The sequence below is a fragment of the Nocardiopsis sp. NPDC050513 genome (assembly GCF_044457925.1).
Taxonomy (GTDB): Bacteria; Actinomycetota; Actinomycetes; order Streptosporangiales; family Streptosporangiaceae; genus Nocardiopsis.
Genome location: NZ_JBITHK010000017.1, coordinates 38,449 through 52,319 on the forward strand (window position 1 = coordinate 38,449; position 13,871 = coordinate 52,319).

At 73.0% G+C, this 13,871-nt stretch carries 14 protein-coding genes and 1 tRNA gene; 8 read left to right on the plus strand and 7 right to left on the minus strand.

The annotated features are described in order from the left end of the window. Positions 1–35 precede the first annotated feature (35 nt). The 3 genes from ACIBFB_RS24365 (at position 36) to ACIBFB_RS24375 (ending at position 2,641) form a co-directional block, all read left to right on the plus strand. Positions 36–254 carry a hypothetical protein gene (locus tag ACIBFB_RS24365; protein ID WP_397233919.1) on the plus strand — a complete coding sequence of 73 codons (219 nt, stop codon included), beginning with the start codon at positions 36–38 and terminating at the stop codon, positions 252–254. 211 nt (positions 255–465) lie between these two features. Continuing rightward, entirely contained in the window at positions 466–1,257 is a 792-nt protein-coding gene (locus ACIBFB_RS24370; RefSeq protein ID WP_397233921.1) for a class I SAM-dependent methyltransferase, read from the plus strand. A 148-nt stretch (positions 1,258–1,405) separates the two neighbouring features. Then, complete coding sequence (locus tag ACIBFB_RS24375; RefSeq protein WP_397233923.1) at positions 1,406–2,641, plus strand: phosphatidylserine/phosphatidylglycerophosphate/cardiolipin synthase family protein; 1,236 nt, start codon at positions 1,406–1,408, stop codon at positions 2,639–2,641. Between the two features lie 63 nt (positions 2,642–2,704). Here the strand turns inward: ACIBFB_RS24375 and ACIBFB_RS24380 are convergent, their stop codons facing one another. The 3 genes from ACIBFB_RS24380 to ACIBFB_RS24390 all read right to left on the minus strand — a co-directional run bounded on the left by ACIBFB_RS24380 (position 2,705) and on the right by ACIBFB_RS24390 (position 6,051). Further along, positions 2,705–2,902: a calcium-binding protein gene (locus ACIBFB_RS24380; RefSeq protein ID WP_397233925.1), complete on the minus strand. Its 198-nt coding sequence runs from the start codon at positions 2,900–2,902 to the stop codon at positions 2,705–2,707. Between the two features lie 168 nt (positions 2,903–3,070). Beyond that, positions 3,071–5,491 carry a SpoIIE family protein phosphatase gene (locus ACIBFB_RS24385; RefSeq protein WP_397233927.1) on the minus strand — a complete coding sequence of 807 codons (2,421 nt, stop codon included), beginning with the start codon at positions 5,489–5,491 and terminating at the stop codon, positions 3,071–3,073. 484 nt (positions 5,492–5,975) lie between these two features. After that, positions 5,976–6,051, minus strand: a tRNA-Arg gene (locus ACIBFB_RS24390). A gap of 421 nt (positions 6,052–6,472) precedes the next feature. Here ACIBFB_RS24390 and ACIBFB_RS24395 point away from each other — a divergent pair. Next, positions 6,473–7,594, plus strand: a complete 1,122-nt coding sequence (locus ACIBFB_RS24395; RefSeq protein WP_397233929.1) for a D-alanyl-D-alanine carboxypeptidase family protein — start codon at positions 6,473–6,475, stop codon at positions 7,592–7,594. A 114-nt stretch (positions 7,595–7,708) separates the two neighbouring features. Here ACIBFB_RS24395 and ACIBFB_RS24400 read toward each other — a convergent pair whose 3' ends face one another. The 4 genes from ACIBFB_RS24400 to ACIBFB_RS24415 form a co-directional block, all read right to left on the minus strand. Beyond that, positions 7,709–8,113, minus strand: a complete 405-nt coding sequence (locus ACIBFB_RS24400; protein ID WP_397233931.1) for an MscL family protein — start codon at positions 8,111–8,113, stop codon at positions 7,709–7,711. A gap of 98 nt (positions 8,114–8,211) precedes the next feature. Continuing rightward, the gene (locus tag ACIBFB_RS24405) at positions 8,212–8,865 is read right to left on the minus strand and encodes a Flp pilus assembly protein CpaB (RefSeq protein WP_397233933.1); all 654 of its coding nucleotides are present in this window, start codon (positions 8,863–8,865) and stop codon (positions 8,212–8,214) included. A 119-nt stretch (positions 8,866–8,984) separates the two neighbouring features. After that, positions 8,985–9,338: an FmdB family zinc ribbon protein gene (locus ACIBFB_RS24410; RefSeq protein ID WP_397233935.1), complete on the minus strand. Its 354-nt coding sequence runs from the start codon at positions 9,336–9,338 to the stop codon at positions 8,985–8,987. A 172-nt stretch (positions 9,339–9,510) separates the two neighbouring features. Then, positions 9,511–10,167, minus strand: coding sequence for a 5-formyltetrahydrofolate cyclo-ligase (locus ACIBFB_RS24415; RefSeq protein ID WP_397233937.1), 657 nt, complete (start codon positions 10,165–10,167; stop codon positions 9,511–9,513). 165 nt (positions 10,168–10,332) lie between these two features. Here ACIBFB_RS24415 and galU point away from each other — a divergent pair, with 165 nt between their 5' ends. From galU to ACIBFB_RS24435, 4 genes are all read left to right on the plus strand, one after another. Continuing rightward, positions 10,333–11,274 carry a UTP--glucose-1-phosphate uridylyltransferase GalU gene (gene galU / locus ACIBFB_RS24420; RefSeq protein ID WP_397233939.1) on the plus strand — a complete coding sequence of 314 codons (942 nt, stop codon included), beginning with the start codon at positions 10,333–10,335 and terminating at the stop codon, positions 11,272–11,274. Between the two features lie 94 nt (positions 11,275–11,368). Beyond that, positions 11,369–12,598, plus strand: coding sequence for a gephyrin-like molybdotransferase Glp (gene glp, locus ACIBFB_RS24425; protein ID WP_397233941.1), 1,230 nt, complete (start codon positions 11,369–11,371; stop codon positions 12,596–12,598). Positions 12,599–12,724: 126 nt separating this feature from the next. Continuing rightward, positions 12,725–13,234 (plus strand): cyclic pyranopterin monophosphate synthase MoaC, encoded by a 510-nt coding sequence (gene moaC / locus ACIBFB_RS24430; RefSeq protein ID WP_397233943.1) that lies wholly within the window; start codon positions 12,725–12,727, stop codon positions 13,232–13,234. Then, positions 13,227–13,745, plus strand: coding sequence for a molybdenum cofactor biosynthesis protein B (locus tag ACIBFB_RS24435; RefSeq protein ID WP_397233945.1), 519 nt, complete (start codon positions 13,227–13,229; stop codon positions 13,743–13,745). Before moaC ends, ACIBFB_RS24435 begins: the two co-directional genes overlap by 8 nt. Positions 13,746–13,871: the final 126 nt, after the last annotated feature.

Genomic DNA, 13,871 nt, shown 5'->3' on the forward strand with positions numbered 1-13,871 from the left:
GGCTGCTCGGCGACGGCGGGGCAGACGTAGGCGGAGTGGCCGAAGAACCGGGGGGCGCCGCCGCGGACGGTGAGTTCGGCCCGGTGCGGGAAGGCGGCCGGCAGCGGGGCGGCACCGGTCTGCCCGGTCCAGGAGACCTCGGAGTCCTCGGCGTCGTCGCCGAAGTAGGGGGAACGCGGGTCCGGCGGCCGGTCGGCGATCTCCAGGAGCAGGTCCCGGTCGGTGTCGGCGTCCCCGCCCGCCTCGGCGTATGAGGGGGACTCGACCACGGGGCGTCCCGCGCGCTCGGCGATCGGGTCGGGGAAGCTCATGGGTGTCCTGTTCACGCGGGCGTGTCGTGTGTGCGACATATCTACCAGGCCTCGGTGACAGGGACGCGTCGCCTCGGCGGCGGCCCAGGGGGTTTCCGGGCCCGCACGGCGCTGCGTTCGGACAGGACGCCGCCCTCGGTGTGACAGTGTGTACATGGCTAGGCACAGCGAACTCCGCGACTTCTGGGAGCGCCGGCTCGAAGGCGACTGGACCGAGAGCGGCGTCGGGTACCGGGCGCTCGGGCGCCCCTTCAACCGGTGGATGTACCGCGTGCGGGAGGAGGTCTTCCTCCGCGAGGTCGGCCGCCTCGTCCCGCGGGGGCGCAGCGTCCTCGACGCGGGCAGCGGCACCGGTTTCTACGTGCGGCTGTGGGAGCGGCTCGGCGCGGGCGACATCACCGGCTGCGACATGACCGACGCGGCCGTGGCACGGCTGCGCGGGCGCTTCCCGGACCACCGGTTCGTCCGCCAGGACGTCTCCGGACTGGACGCGTTCGACGCCGACTCCTTCGACGCCGTCTCGTGCATGGACGTCCTCTTCCACATCACCGACGACGACCGCTACGCGCGCGCCCTGGCGGAGTTCGCCCGGGTCGTGCGGCCCGGCGGGCACCTGGTCATCTCCGAGAACTGCCTGCAACGCCCCGAGCAGCGGGGGGAGCACCAGGTCAACCGGACCCTGGAGTGGATCGCCGGAACCGCCGACAAGGCCGGGTTCGACGTGATCCGCCGCGTGCCCCTGCTCGTTCTCATGAACGCCCAGGTGGACGCCTCCCTGCCGTGGCGCAAGCTGTGGGGCGGCGCCCTGCGCGCCGCGACGGTCACCGCGCCGACCGGGTGGGCGGCCGGTGCGGCCCTCTACCCGCTGGAGCGCCGTCTGGTGCGGCGGCGGCGCGAGAGTCCGACCACCGAACTCCTGGTCTGCCGCCTGCGCGGGCGGTGCTGACGCGAGGACACGGGCCGGGGTACGAACCGTCGTGACGCGCGCGGGATACGGTTGACGTCCACCTCGCGCGGGAAACGGTGAGGCCGGGCAGGCCGAGCCCGGGGCCGACCGGGCCCGGTCCGGCGCGTGATCCGTTCTGGAGGCGACAGTGCGACGCTCGACCCTGGTGTCCGCGGCCAAGTGGGGGCTCGCGGGGCTCCTGGCGACCCAGGCGGCGGTGGCCGCCGCGGTCGTCGGGGTGAACCTGTGGCGCAAACGCGTGCGTCCGCACCGGGCGCGCTTCCCGCGGACCGCGCCCATGGAGCTGCCGCTCGGGGACACCACGGCCAAGGTCTACACCTACGGCGAGGACGTCTACGAGGACATGCTCGCCGCCATCCGCGGGGCACGGCGGCGGGTGCTGTTCGAGTCGTTCATCTTCAAGGACGACCGGGTGGGCCGGGAGTTCAAGCGCGCGCTGATCGAGGCGGCCGACCGGGGCGTCGAGGTGTTCGTCATCTACGACGGCTTCGCCAACCTCGTCGTGCCGCGCTCCTTCTTCGACTTCCCGCCGGACGTGTGCGTGCTGCGCTACCCGGCGTTCCGCCCGGGGGTCCTGCTGCTCAACGTGCGCAAGTCCGGCCGCGACCACCGCAAGATCCTCACGGTGGACGGGGAGACCGGCTTCGTCGGCGGGTACAACGTGGGCTCGCTGTACGCGACGGAGTGGCGGGACACGCACCTGCGGGTGTCCGGACCGGCGACGTGGGAGCTGGAGAACGCCTTCGTCGACTTCTGGAACACGAACCGGGGCGAACACCACCCCCGGCTCGACCACATCGGTCAGACCGGGTGGGACGCGCGGCTGCGGGTGCACCGAAACGTGCCCGAGCAGCTCATCTACCCGATCCGGGCGATGTTCCTGGAGGCGATCGACCGGTCCAAGGACCGGGTGCTGTTCACCCAGGCCTACTTCATCCCCGACCGGGAGCTGCTGAGGGCCCTGACGGACGCTGCCGCGCGCGGCGTGGACGTCAACGTGCTCGTCCCGGAGGCCTCCAACCACGTGATGGCGGACTGGATGGCCAGGGGGCAGTACACGGCGCTGCTCCGCGGCGGGGTGCGGCTGTGGCTCTACCAGGGCGCCATGGTGCACGCCAAGACGGCGACCGTCGACGGCAGGTGGAGCACGATCGGCACGGCCAACGTGGACCGCCTGAGCCTGACCGGGAACTACGAGATCAACGTCGAGATCTTCGACGAGGGCGTCGCCAAGCACCTGGAGGAGGTCTTCGCCAACGACCTCACCAACGCGCGCGAGCTGACGATGGAGGAGTGGCGGAGCCGTCCCTTCGCGGCCAAGTTCGGCGAGCTGGTCCTGGCTCCTTGGCGGCCGTTCCTCTGAGCCCGGCGGGGCGGACGCCTCGGCGCGCTGAGCGGGTCGCGGGCCCGGTCGGGTCCGCGGACGTCAGGTCGTCGGGCGCGGGACGGCGGGGCGGGGCAGACGGAAGGGGTCGCGCTCGGCCCGGCGGGGGCGGGGACCGCCCCAGTGCTGCGGGCCGGGGTGCGGGTCGCGGTGCAGGACGGAGGCGATCGCGGACTCGGAGGCGCCGCGCTGGTGGGTCCTGGGCCGTCCGTCGTCGTGCGACTGGTCCGCGTTCGGCATGGTGGTCGCGGCCCTCCGGAGAGCTCTCGGCCGGTCGGCGGACCGGCGTGACGGTTGTTCCTGGTGGCCATGATCGGGCAGGAGCCGGGCCGTGTCATGGCGACACGGTGGGGCGGGTGAAGATCGGTGTCCCTCCCGCGTGGCCCGGCGCCGCGCCGCACGGCCCCCTCACGGGAAGGCGGCCCGGAGGGGGGTCTCCGCCCAGATCGTCTTGCGCTCGCGCTCGTGGCGGCACCCCCAGCGCTGGGTGAGCTGGGCGACGATGAACAGGCCGCGGCCGCCTTCGTCGAAGACGCGAGCGCGCCGCAGGTGGGGCGCGGTGGCGCTGGCGTCGCTCACCTCGCAGACGAGCGAGGTGTCGCGGATCAGCCGCAGCCGGACGGGCGGGCGGCCGTAGCGGATGGCGTTGGTGACCAGTTCGCTGACGACGAGTTCGACGATGAAGGCCACCCCCTCCAGGCCCCAGGTGGCCAGGCGGTCGCAGACCGACTGGCGGATCCGGGGGACGGCCGCGGGGTCGTTCGGCACGTCCCACGTCGCGACCTGGTCGGCGTCCATGGCCCGGGTGCGGGCAACGAGGAGCGCGACGTCGTCGACGCGGCGGTCGGGCGACAGGGTGCTCAGAGCCATGTCGCACGTCTCCTCCAGCGCCCGGTCGGGACGGGAGAGGACGCTGCGGAGCTGGTCGAGCGCATCGCCCAGGTCGCGTTCCCGGGTCTCGATCAGGCCGTTCGTGTAGAGGGTGAGCAGACTCCGCTCCGGAAGCTCGAAGTCCGCGACCTCGAAGGGCAGGCCGCCCAGACCCAGCGGGGGACCCGTGGGCAGGTCGAGGAGGTCGGCCTCGCCCTCCGGAGTGGTGAGGACGGGCGGGGGGTGCCCGGCCCCGGCCATGGAGCAGCGGCGTGACACGGGGTCGTAGACCGCGTACAGGCAGGTGGCGCCCATCACCGTGCCGCCCGGCCGCGGCTCGGCGCCGTCCTCCGTCTCCTCCTGCTCCAGGCAGAGCACGAGGTCGTCGAGCTGGGTGAGCAGTTCGTCGGGGGGCAGGTCCACATCGGCGAGCGTGCGCACCGCCATCCGCAGCCGTCCCATGGTGGCGGAGGCGTGCAGACCGTGGCCGACCACATCGCCCACCACCAGTGCGACACGCGCCCCGGACAGCGGGATGACGTCGAACCAGTCGCCGCCGATTCCGGCGCGGGAGCTGGCGGGCAGGTACCGCGTGGCGACCTCCACGGCCGTCAGCGGGGGTGCGTGGCGGGGGAGCAGGCTGTGTTGGAGAGCGAGCGCGGTGGCCCGTTCGTGGGTGTAGCGGCGGGCGTTGTCGACGTACACCGCCGCACGGGTGGCGAGTTCCTCGGCCAGCCGGAGGTCCTGGTCGTCGAAGGGCTCCGGCGTGCGGTGGCGGCAGAAGAAGGCCAGGCCGAGGGGGACGCCACGGGCGCACAGCGGCACGATGAGCACGGAGTTGACCCCGTGGTCCCGGGTGGAGCGGGCCCGTTCCGGGTCGGTCCTCTCCCACAGCCGCAGCGTGGCCTCGTCGAAGCGCTGGAGCACCGCCCGGCCGTCGGTCAGCGCGTGACCCGCCGGTGCGTCCCTGCCGTAGCTGTGCACGGTTCCGACCGTGACCACCGCCTCGGGGCAGCCCGGCAGCACGGAGCGCTGGGCGACCCGGCGGAAGACCATCTGGTCGCCCGAGGGGGCCCGCTCGATGTCCTCGCCGCGCAGGACGCTGTCCAACAGGTCGACGACGACGAAGTCGGCGAAGTGGTCCGTGCCGACCTCCGCGAGCTCGTCGGCGGTGCGGGTCACGTCGAGGGTGGTGCCGATCCGCAGTCCGGCCTCGTTGAGGAGCAGCAGCCGTCGGCGGGAGGCGACCTCCTCGGTGGTGTCCCGCGCGGCGAAGCACACGCCGCGGATCCGCCCGATCTCGTCCCGGACCGGGGCGACGGTGATCCGCCAGGCGTGGGTGCGCTCCTCGCCCGGGACCCGCATGACGCTGTCCCGCTGCAGCCGTTCTCCGGTCTCCAGCACGCGGCGCATGAGGAGTTCGTACTTCTCGGTCTCGGGGTGCGGAAGGCATTCGGGCGCGCGCAGTCCGCGCATCTGGTCGGCGGTCAGGCCGACGGCGCGCTCCATGTCCGCGTTCGCCCGCAGCACGCGCAGGTCGGTGTCGAGGACGGCCAGGAGGCAGGGCGCCTGGTCGAAGCCCCACGCCACCACCGTGTCGACCGCGCACACGCGGCGTACCGCGTTCCAGACGAGGATCCAGCCGGTCCCCTCCGGGGTCATGCGGCGGTTCGCCAGCAGTTCCCCCTCCACCCGGTGGCCGTCGCGGTGCCGCAGCACCACCCGGCCCATCCAGGTCGGTTTCCGCTCCAGGAGCCGACCGTCCACGCGGGGGCTGTCCTCGGTGAGCAGCGCGGTCGCCGAACGCCCCAGCACCTCCTCGCCGGGGTAGCCGAGCAGGTCCCTGGCCCCCTCGCTCCACCCGGTCAGGACTCCGCGCCCGTCGATGGTGGCCACCGTCGTGCGCATCCTGGCGAGCGCGTTGTCGGGAGGGCTCTCACTGGCGAGATGCTGCGTCATGGCTGCTCGTCCCCGGGTTCGGCGGATCTCTGGTCGGTGCCCGCCTCTCCCCTACGTAATGCCCTGTTTATGGTGGTTTGTCCCCCATGGGTCACGTGGGTGGTGGGGGCCCGGGAGCGCCTCGCCGACCGGAGCGTGCGGGTCGCGGTGGATCGGAGGGCCGCGCCGGGAGGGTCCGGCCACGCGCGAGCGGATCCAGGCGCCGATCGGTTCGGGGTCGGCGGTCGGTCGGGAGAACGCTCGCCAGACCGTGTGGCCCGACGATCCCCGGCACGCCCTGTGGCCCGCGCACCGGCAGAGCACCCAGGCCTGCGCGTGTCTGTTCCGGGAGGCGGCGGGCTCGCGGGATCTGCGACCGCGACACCGTGGCCGAAGAGGGGCCGCGCCGCCCGAGGAGTCCCGCGGACGCGTAGAGCGCCGTGGCCCGCGATGAGTACCGCGACCAGGCGCTCCTGCCGGGCGTGACCCGGCGGCGGGTCACGTGTGGCGGCCCCAGCAGGATTCGAACCTGCGACACCCGCTTTAGGAGAGCGGTGCTCTATCCCCTGAGCTATGGAGCCATGGGTGCGGTGGGGAGGTATCGGTTCCCTCGCCGCTGGGCCAAGCCTAACCCAGGATGGGAGTGCGTGGGGTGTCGGTCGGCCTTCTGGCGGCCTGACTCGGGGACTCTGGACGCCGGGCGCAGTACGCTGCTCTACGATTGGTTGTCCTGGTGGCGGTGTGATGTTGTTCACGTCGCCTGTTGCGGTCTGACCGCGTATGCCCCCCTTTCGCCATGGCGGAAGCGGCGGGGCGCCGCCGTCCACCGCGATGACCAGGGATGACGCCGAACGTCGGAGCGGGCGGCCATGGGGGACCGGGAAAGCCGGTCCGGACGGCCGCGGCCCGGCCGTTCGGCCTCGTGTGTCCGCATGTGGACATGTAGTACGTTGCGATGCGGCCACGTTAGGTGTTCGACGACATGCAGGCGGAGGATCATTCGTGCCGTTCACTGCTGATTCGGCGCGGCGGGGGTTCCGCGTATCGGGGAACGGGGCACCGGCCGCCCTCGCGGAGTGCCTCCGTGGGCGGCGTCACGGGCTCCTGAGGGCTCTGACGCTCGTGGTGGCCGTCTCGGTCCTGGCCGTTTCCGGAGCCGTCGGCGCGGCTGCTCCGGCGTCCGCGCAGGAGACCGACCTGGCGCAGCTCCGCGAGCAGAACGAGGCGGCGACGGAGGCCCTGGAGGCGGCCACCGGCGAGTACGTCGAACGCCAGGAGGCGGTGGACGACGCCCAGGAGGAACTGGTCGACGTCCTCCACGAGCTCCAGCAGACCGAGGTCGAGCTCCGGGAGATGCGCGAACCGCTCGCACAGCTGGCCAGCACGCTGTACCAGCAGCCGGGCGGCGGCATCCTCGCGATGCTCGCCACGGGTTCGCTGGAGGAGGACCTCCAGACGCAGTCCTACGCGGCCAAGATCGCCGAGGACAACCAGGCGCTCATCCAGGACGCGACCGACCTGCGCGAGGAGCAGGTCCAGCTGGCGAGCCAGGCGCAGGAGTTGCAGACCACCACGCAGCTGGAGCAGGTGGAGCTCGCCGCCGAGGTCGACGACCTGCGCGACCAGGCCGAGGAGAGCACCAACCGGCTCATGGAGGAGCTGGAGCGCCTGGGGCTGGACCCCGGTACGTACATGAACCAGGCCGACTGCGACGCGAGCCGCGCGTCGGACGCGGACGGCTACCCCAACGGACAGTTGCCGCAGTCCGCTCTGTGCGCCCTCTACGACGACAAGTTCCTGCGCGCCGACGCCGCCGCCGACTTCTTCGAGCTCAACATGCGGTACGTGGAGCAGTACGGCGAGAACATGTGTCTCACCAGCGCCTACCGAGACCTGCCGAACCAGTACCGGGTGTACCGCGAGGTGCCGCCGGGCTACGCCGCCGTGCCGGGAACCAGCAACCACGGTCTGGGCCAGGCCCTCGACCTCGGCTGCGGCATCCAGAACTACCGGTCCGAGCGGTGGAACTGGATGAACGAGAACGGACCCGACTTCGGCTGGGTGCACCCCGCGTGGGCCAAGTCGAGCCCGTTCGAGCCCTGGCACTGGGAGTACACCCGCTGACCGCCGCCGCCCCGCTGCGCGACCGTTCGCCCGGCGTCGGCCCGCGCACCGCACCCGGCCGCACGGCGACCGGAACCGGACGGGGGCGGCGCCCGGCCGCCCCCGGCGGAGCGGTCAGACCGTCTCCGGGGTGAGTTCGCTGGTGCACTGGCCGCACCGGGTGGCCTTCTTCGGGACGTCGCCGAAGCAGTACGGGCACGCCCGGGTGGTGGCCTCCTCGGCCTCGTCGAACCTCTCCAGGAGCTTGCCGACCGGCATCACCACGAAGAAGTACAGGATCGCGGCCGTGAGCAGGAACGAGATCAGCGCGTCGACGAACGCGCCGTACATGAACCGGCTGCCGTTGATCTCGAAGTAGAGCTCGTCGAAGGTGGGGATCCCGCCGAAGATCCCGATCAGCGGGGTGATGAACCCTTCGGTGAACGCGGTGACGAGGTTGGCGAAGACCGCGCCGATCACGACCGCGACCGCCAGCTGCACCAGGTTCCCCTGAAGCAGGAACTTCTTGAAGCCGTCCATGGAACTGCCCTACGTGTCTCGTGCCGTCAGGTACGTGTCCTCCCAGGCGGGAAGCCCGGTGTGGAGCCCGGCCAGCATTCACCACGACTGGTGTGCGGTCAACCGCGAATGGTGATGGACAGCCGCGAGGCGGCCGCGTGCCCGGCCAGGGCCCTGGCCTCGTCGGGGGTGGCGGCGATGAGCAGCAGCGCTCCGCCCTCCCCGCTCCGGGTGTCCTCCTCCGGTACGGCGAGGACCGGCCGGTCGGTGGCCACCTCCTCCGCCGGTCTGGCGCGCGGGCGGTGGGGGTCGCCGGGCCCGGTGGCGGCCAGCACGTCCACGCGGCTGCCCGGGGACAGCAGGTCCACCGAGCCGGGGTCGGCCACACGGACCGGGGCCGCGACCAGGTCGGGGCCGTAGGCGCGGGCGGGAGGGTCGGCCAGGCGGGCGTCGGTGATCACCTCGCCGCGGCGGACGGGGGCGTTGAGCAGCGCTCCGTCCCATCCGGTCCCGGGGGCGAGGGCCCCGCTCGGGACGGCGTGGCCGGGCAGGTCGCGGCGGAGCAGGTCCCGCTCGGCCAGAGGACGCGCGGGGTCGAGGTCGTGGGCGGCGACGAGCACCGCCGTGGTGGCGGTCGGCGGGGGACGCACGAGAAGGGTCGCGGTGAGCAGCGCGACGGCGGCGAGCAGCGCGGCGAGGACGCGCCGGTGCCGGTCGATCAGTCGGGTGAGCGCGTGGCGGTGCCGGTGGGGGCGGGCGGGAAGGGAGGCCATGTCACCACGCTAGGCGCCGGAACGGCGCCGCGGCGGTTGTCCACAGGGTGGATGCGCGCCGGAGGCGACGGTGCGCCGCCGGAGGTCGGCGGCGCTCGACCGTCAACGGCCGCGGCGGATCAGCTGGCCGCGGCGGGGGCGCTGGAAGCGCTGCTCGCCGTGCTCCCGGCGGAGGAGCTGGACGACCCGGAGTCGCCGGAGGAGCTCTTCGCGGAGTCGGAGGACGAGGAGTCACCCGACCCGCCGCTCTTGCTCTCGGCGGAGTTGGAGCCGGTCAGCGTGGAGCTCTTGGAGGACGTGCCGCTGTCGGTGCGGTAGAAGCCCGAACCCTTGAACACGATGCCCACGGCGGAGTAGACCTTGCGCAGACGTCCCTCGCACTCGGGGCACACGGTCAGGGAGTCGTCGCTGAAGCTCTGCACGACCTCCATCTGGGCGCCGCACTCGGTGCACGCGTACTGGTACGTAGGCACTGTTCGTGTCCTCCTCTGACTGGCACTCTCGCCCGTTGACTGCTAAATAGTAATCGCTCGCCGACCTGGGCCGCGACAGCGCCTCGGACCGGATGCACGCGTCGTGGGGACCGGGGCGGGACGTCGGCGTCCGCGGGCGCGACCGCCAGCGACAACGCTTCGAGGGGGTCGGTTAATCCCGGTCGGTCCGGTTCGCGCGTCCGCCGGGAGCCGGCCAGACGGCGGCGTCGGGATCGAACACCCGCAGTCCCCCGCCGGGCGTGACCACGGCGTCCACCGGCCGGTCGTGCGGCTCGCTCGGCACCGACGCCACGAACTCCTCGTCGTGGACCACCGCGATCGACGGCGTGTGCGGTCCCTTGTACGCGAGCGCCCGGTCGTAGCACCCCGCGCCGCGTCCCAGCCGCATCCCTGCGCGGTCCACGGCCAGTGCCGGGCAGATCACCGCGTCCGCCCTGGCCAGCGCCCCGGTCCCGTAGCGGTGGCCGGTGGGTTCGACCAGCCCGCGCCCGGCCGGGGCCAGGCTGTCCGGGCCGTCGAAGGCCGCCCAGTCCAGGTCGCCGCCCGGCAGGAAGACCGGCAGCAGCACGTAGGCGCCCCGCTTCCACAGCGCCGTCACGAGCTTGCGGGTGTCGGGCTCACCGCCGACGGAGTAGTAGCAGGCCACCGTCCCGCCCATGGCCAGCCACGGCAGCTCCATGAGGGTGTCGCGGACCGCCGAACCCACGCGGTCGCGTTCGTCCGTTCCGCGCTCGCGGCGCGCCGCCAGGATCCGCCGCCGCAGTGCCCGCTTGTCCGACCGGTCCGTCGGCCCGCCCTCACCGTCCATGGCCCCAGTCTGGCACCGGCCGGCCGCCGGGGCGCGACGCGGTACCACCCTCGATGAACACCGGATGGCGGTTTCGCGTCATTGGTCCGAAAGCGTCGGGACATCTGGTACACGCCCTGGGTGTGAACGCCCCGGGTGACCTGCGGACTGTCCTAGAGTGCCGACATGAGCGCCGACACCGACCAGACGCGGACCCGGTCCGCCGCCACCTCCGTCACGAAGGCGGTCGTGCCCGCGGCGGGCCTGGGCACCCGGTTCCTGCCCGCGACCAAGGCCACCCCCAAGGAGATGCTGCCGATCGTGGACAAGCCCGCGATCCAGTACGTCCTGGAGGAGGCGGTGGCCGCGGAGCTCCGGGACGTCCTGATGATCACCGGTCGCAGCAAGCGCTCGATCGAGGACCACTTCGACCGGGCCTACGAGCTGGAGGAGGCGCTGGCCGCCAAGGGCGACGAGGAGCGTCTGCGGTCGGTGCGCGAGTCCAGTGACCTGGCGCAGGTCCACTACGTCCGCCAGGGCGAGCCGCGGGGGCTGGGCCACGCCGTGCTGTGCGCGGAGGCGCACGTGGGCGACAACCCGTTCGCCGTGCTGCTCGGCGACGACCTGATCGACAACTCCGGCCTGCTCAGCCGCATGATCGAGGTGCGCGAGCGCCACGGCGGCAGCGTGGTCGCGCTCATGGAGGTCGAGCCCGAGCAGGTGTCCCTCTACGGCTGCGCGGGTATCGAGCCCACCGACGAGGAGGACGTCGTCACCGTCACCGACCTCGTCGAGAAGCCCGCCGCGGACCAGGCGCCGAGCCGTTGGGCGATCATCGGCCGCTACGTCTGCGACCCGGCGGTCTTCCCCGTCCTGCACGAGACCCCGCCCGGCCGCGGCGGAGAGATCCAGCTGACCGACGCCCTGCGCGAACTCGCCCGCCGCAAGCCCGAGGACGGCGGAACGGTGCGCGGAGTCCTGTTCCGGGGCCGCCGCTACGACACCGGAAACAAGGCCGACTACATCCGCACGGTGGTCGACTTCGCCTGCCGCCGTCCCGACCTGGCCGCCGAGCTGCTGCCCTGGCTGCGCGAGTTCGTCGACCGTCACGAGGGCGGCACGGCCTGAGCGGCGCCCGGCGCCGTCGTGGTGACAATGGGACGTGGGTTCCCCGCCGGTACGGCTGGGGCGCCCACGTGGACCACGAGCCGGAAGGACCCCCGTGAAGACCGTCGAACAGCATGTCAGTGACGTCCTCGGACTGATCGCGCCACCCGAACCGACCGAGCTCGACCTGCTCCAGGCGCACGGGACCGTGCTGGCCGAGGCCGTCACCTCGCCGGTGTCACTGCCGGGGTTCGACAACTCGTCGATGGACGGGTACGCCGTGCACGCCGCCGACCTGTCCTCCGCCACCGCCGACGAGCCGGTGAGCCTGCCCGTCATCGCCGACATCGCCGCCGGTGACGGCTCCCCGGTCGCGGTGGCCCCGGGCATGTGCGCCCGGATCATGACCGGCGCGCCCATGCCGACCGGGGCGGACGCGGTCGTGCCGGTCGAGTGGACCGACGGGGGGACGGCCACGGCGCGCTTCGACCGCCCGGTCAAGGGGGGCAACGCCGTCCGGCGCGCCGGCGACGACGTCCGCGAGGGCGCCGAGGTGCTGCGCCCGGGCGTCCGTGTCGGCGCGGGGGAGATGGGCGTCCTGGCGGCGGTCGGCCGCCGCTCCGTCTCCGTCTTCCCCCGACCGCGGGTCGTGGTGCTCTCCACCGGGGAGGAACTGGTCGAGCCCGGCCGCCCGCTCGGCCCCGGCCAGATCTGGGAGTCGAACAGCTTCATGCTCGCGGCCGCCGCGCGCGACGCGGGGTGCGAGGTGCACCGGCACGGGTTCGTCGGCGACGACGCCGCGACCGTGCTCGACACCCTGGAGGGCCTGCTGACGCGGGCCGATCTCCTCATCACCAGCGGCGGTGTGAGCATGGGCGCCTACGACGTCGTCAAGGAGGTGCTCACCCAGCAGGGCACGGTCGAGTTCACACAGGTCGCGATGCAGCCGGGCAAGCCCCAGGGGTTCGGGACGGTCGGCCCCGACGGGACGCCGATCCTCACCCTGCCCGGCAACCCCGTGAGCGCGTTCGTCTCCTTCCAGGTCTTCGTCCAGCCCGTCCTGCGCAAACTGCGCGGCCTGGACCCGGGACCGCTGCCCACCACGCGCGCGACCCTGACCTCCCCGGTGACCTCGCCGCCCGGGCGCCGCTCCTACCTGCGCGGCGTCCTCACCGAGTCCGCGCACGGCAGGGACGCGCGCCCGACCGTGGCGCCCGCCGTGCGGCAGGGCTCCCACCAGCTGTCGGCTCTGGCGGACGCGGACGCGCTCGTGGTGGTCCCCGAGGACGTGACCGAAGTGCGCGCCGGCGCGGTCGTGGAGGTCATGCGCCTGCCCGAGGGGTGAGACGCCGCGCCGCCGGGTGCTCCGGCTTCGCGAGGCGTACCGTACGGTCGAGGTGGACACGCCCCCGCGTGCCCCCGCGGCCTGGCCAGGGCCGCGCTCGACCTTCGAGTGCTGACGAGGCGACCGATGAGCCACACCCCACGGACGGAGCGGGCCGAGCACCCCTCCGGTTTCACCCACCTGGACGAGTCCGGAGCGGCGCGGATGGTCGACGTCTCCGCGAAGGACGTGAGCGCGCGCACCGCCACCGCGACCGGTCGCGTCCTGCTCACCCCGGAGACCGTCGCGGCGCTGCGCGGGGGCGGGGTGCCCAAAGGCGACGCGCTGGCGGTCGCGCGCATCGCCGGGATCCAGGGGGCCAAGCGCACGCCCGACCTCGTCCCCCTGTGCCACCCCATCGCCGTGCACGGTGTCGACGTCGGACTGACCGTCGTCGACGACGGCGTGGACATCACCGCCACGGTACGCACGGCCGACCGCACGGGTGTCGAGATGGAGGCGCTGACCTGCGTCATGACCGCCGCGCTCGGGCTGGTCGACATGGTCAAGGCGCTGGATCCCGGGGCGGAGGTGACGCGGGTGCGCGTCGAGGAGAAGACCGGCGGCAAGAAGGGGCACTGGAGGCGCGGTGAGTGAGCGCCCGGCCGGAGGCCCCAGCGTGGTGGTCGTCACGGCCTCCAACCGGGCGGCGGCCGGGGTGTACCCGGACCGGTCGGGACCGGTGATCGCGGAGCGGCTGCGTGCCCTGGGATGCGCGGTCGTCGGCCCCTGGGTGGTTCCGGACGGCCTGCCCGTGGCGGAGGCCCTCGACCGCGCGCTGGACATGCGGGCGGGCGCCGCGCTCACGACCGGAGGCACCGGGCTCACGCCGCAGGACCTGACCCCCGAGGTGACCCGTCCGCTGTTGTCCTTCGAGATCCCCGGGATCGCCGAGGCGCTGCGCGCGGAGGGCCGGGCGAAGGGCGTGCCCACGGCGATCCTGTCGCGCGGACTGGCGGGGGTGGCCGAACGGGACGGCCACCGCATGCTCGTGGTCAATCTGCCCGGGTCCAGGGGCGGGGTGAAGGACGGCATGGACGTGTTGGAACCGGTGCTGCTGCACGCGTTGGACCAGTTGTGTGGCGGTGATCACGCACGCCCCGAATGAGACGGAAGAATGACCGGAATCACATCGCGGGCATTCCGTCCACGGAGAATTCCTTGACTCACCACCGGTTTTCGGTGCGCGGCAATCGGGGTTAGGTGGAAACCGGAACTCGGCTCGTGCGGGTGA

What these genes read in the sequence shown, in the direction of transcription:
- ACIBFB_RS24370 (WP_397233921.1), top strand. Translation starts at nt 466, where the DNA reads ATGGCTAGGCACAGCGAACTCCGCGACTTCTGGGAGCGCCGGCTCGAA.
- ACIBFB_RS24380 (WP_397233925.1), bottom strand. Translation starts at nt 2,902, where the DNA reads ATGCCGAACGCGGACCAGTCGCACGACGACGGACGGCCCAGGACCCAC.
- ACIBFB_RS24385 (WP_397233927.1), bottom strand. Translation starts at nt 5,491, where the DNA reads ATGACGCAGCATCTCGCCAGTGAGAGCCCTCCCGACAACGCGCTCGCC.
- ACIBFB_RS24400 (WP_397233931.1), bottom strand. Translation starts at nt 8,113, where the DNA reads ATGGACGGCTTCAAGAAGTTCCTGCTTCAGGGGAACCTGGTGCAGCTG.
- ACIBFB_RS24405 (WP_397233933.1), bottom strand. Translation starts at nt 8,865, where the DNA reads ATGGCCTCCCTTCCCGCCCGCCCCCACCGGCACCGCCACGCGCTCACC.
- ACIBFB_RS24415 (WP_397233937.1), bottom strand. Translation starts at nt 10,167, where the DNA reads ATGGACGGTGAGGGCGGGCCGACGGACCGGTCGGACAAGCGGGCACTG.
- galU (WP_397233939.1), top strand. Translation starts at nt 10,333, where the DNA reads ATGAGCGCCGACACCGACCAGACGCGGACCCGGTCCGCCGCCACCTCC.
- moaC (WP_397233943.1), top strand. Translation starts at nt 12,725, where the DNA reads ATGAGCCACACCCCACGGACGGAGCGGGCCGAGCACCCCTCCGGTTTC.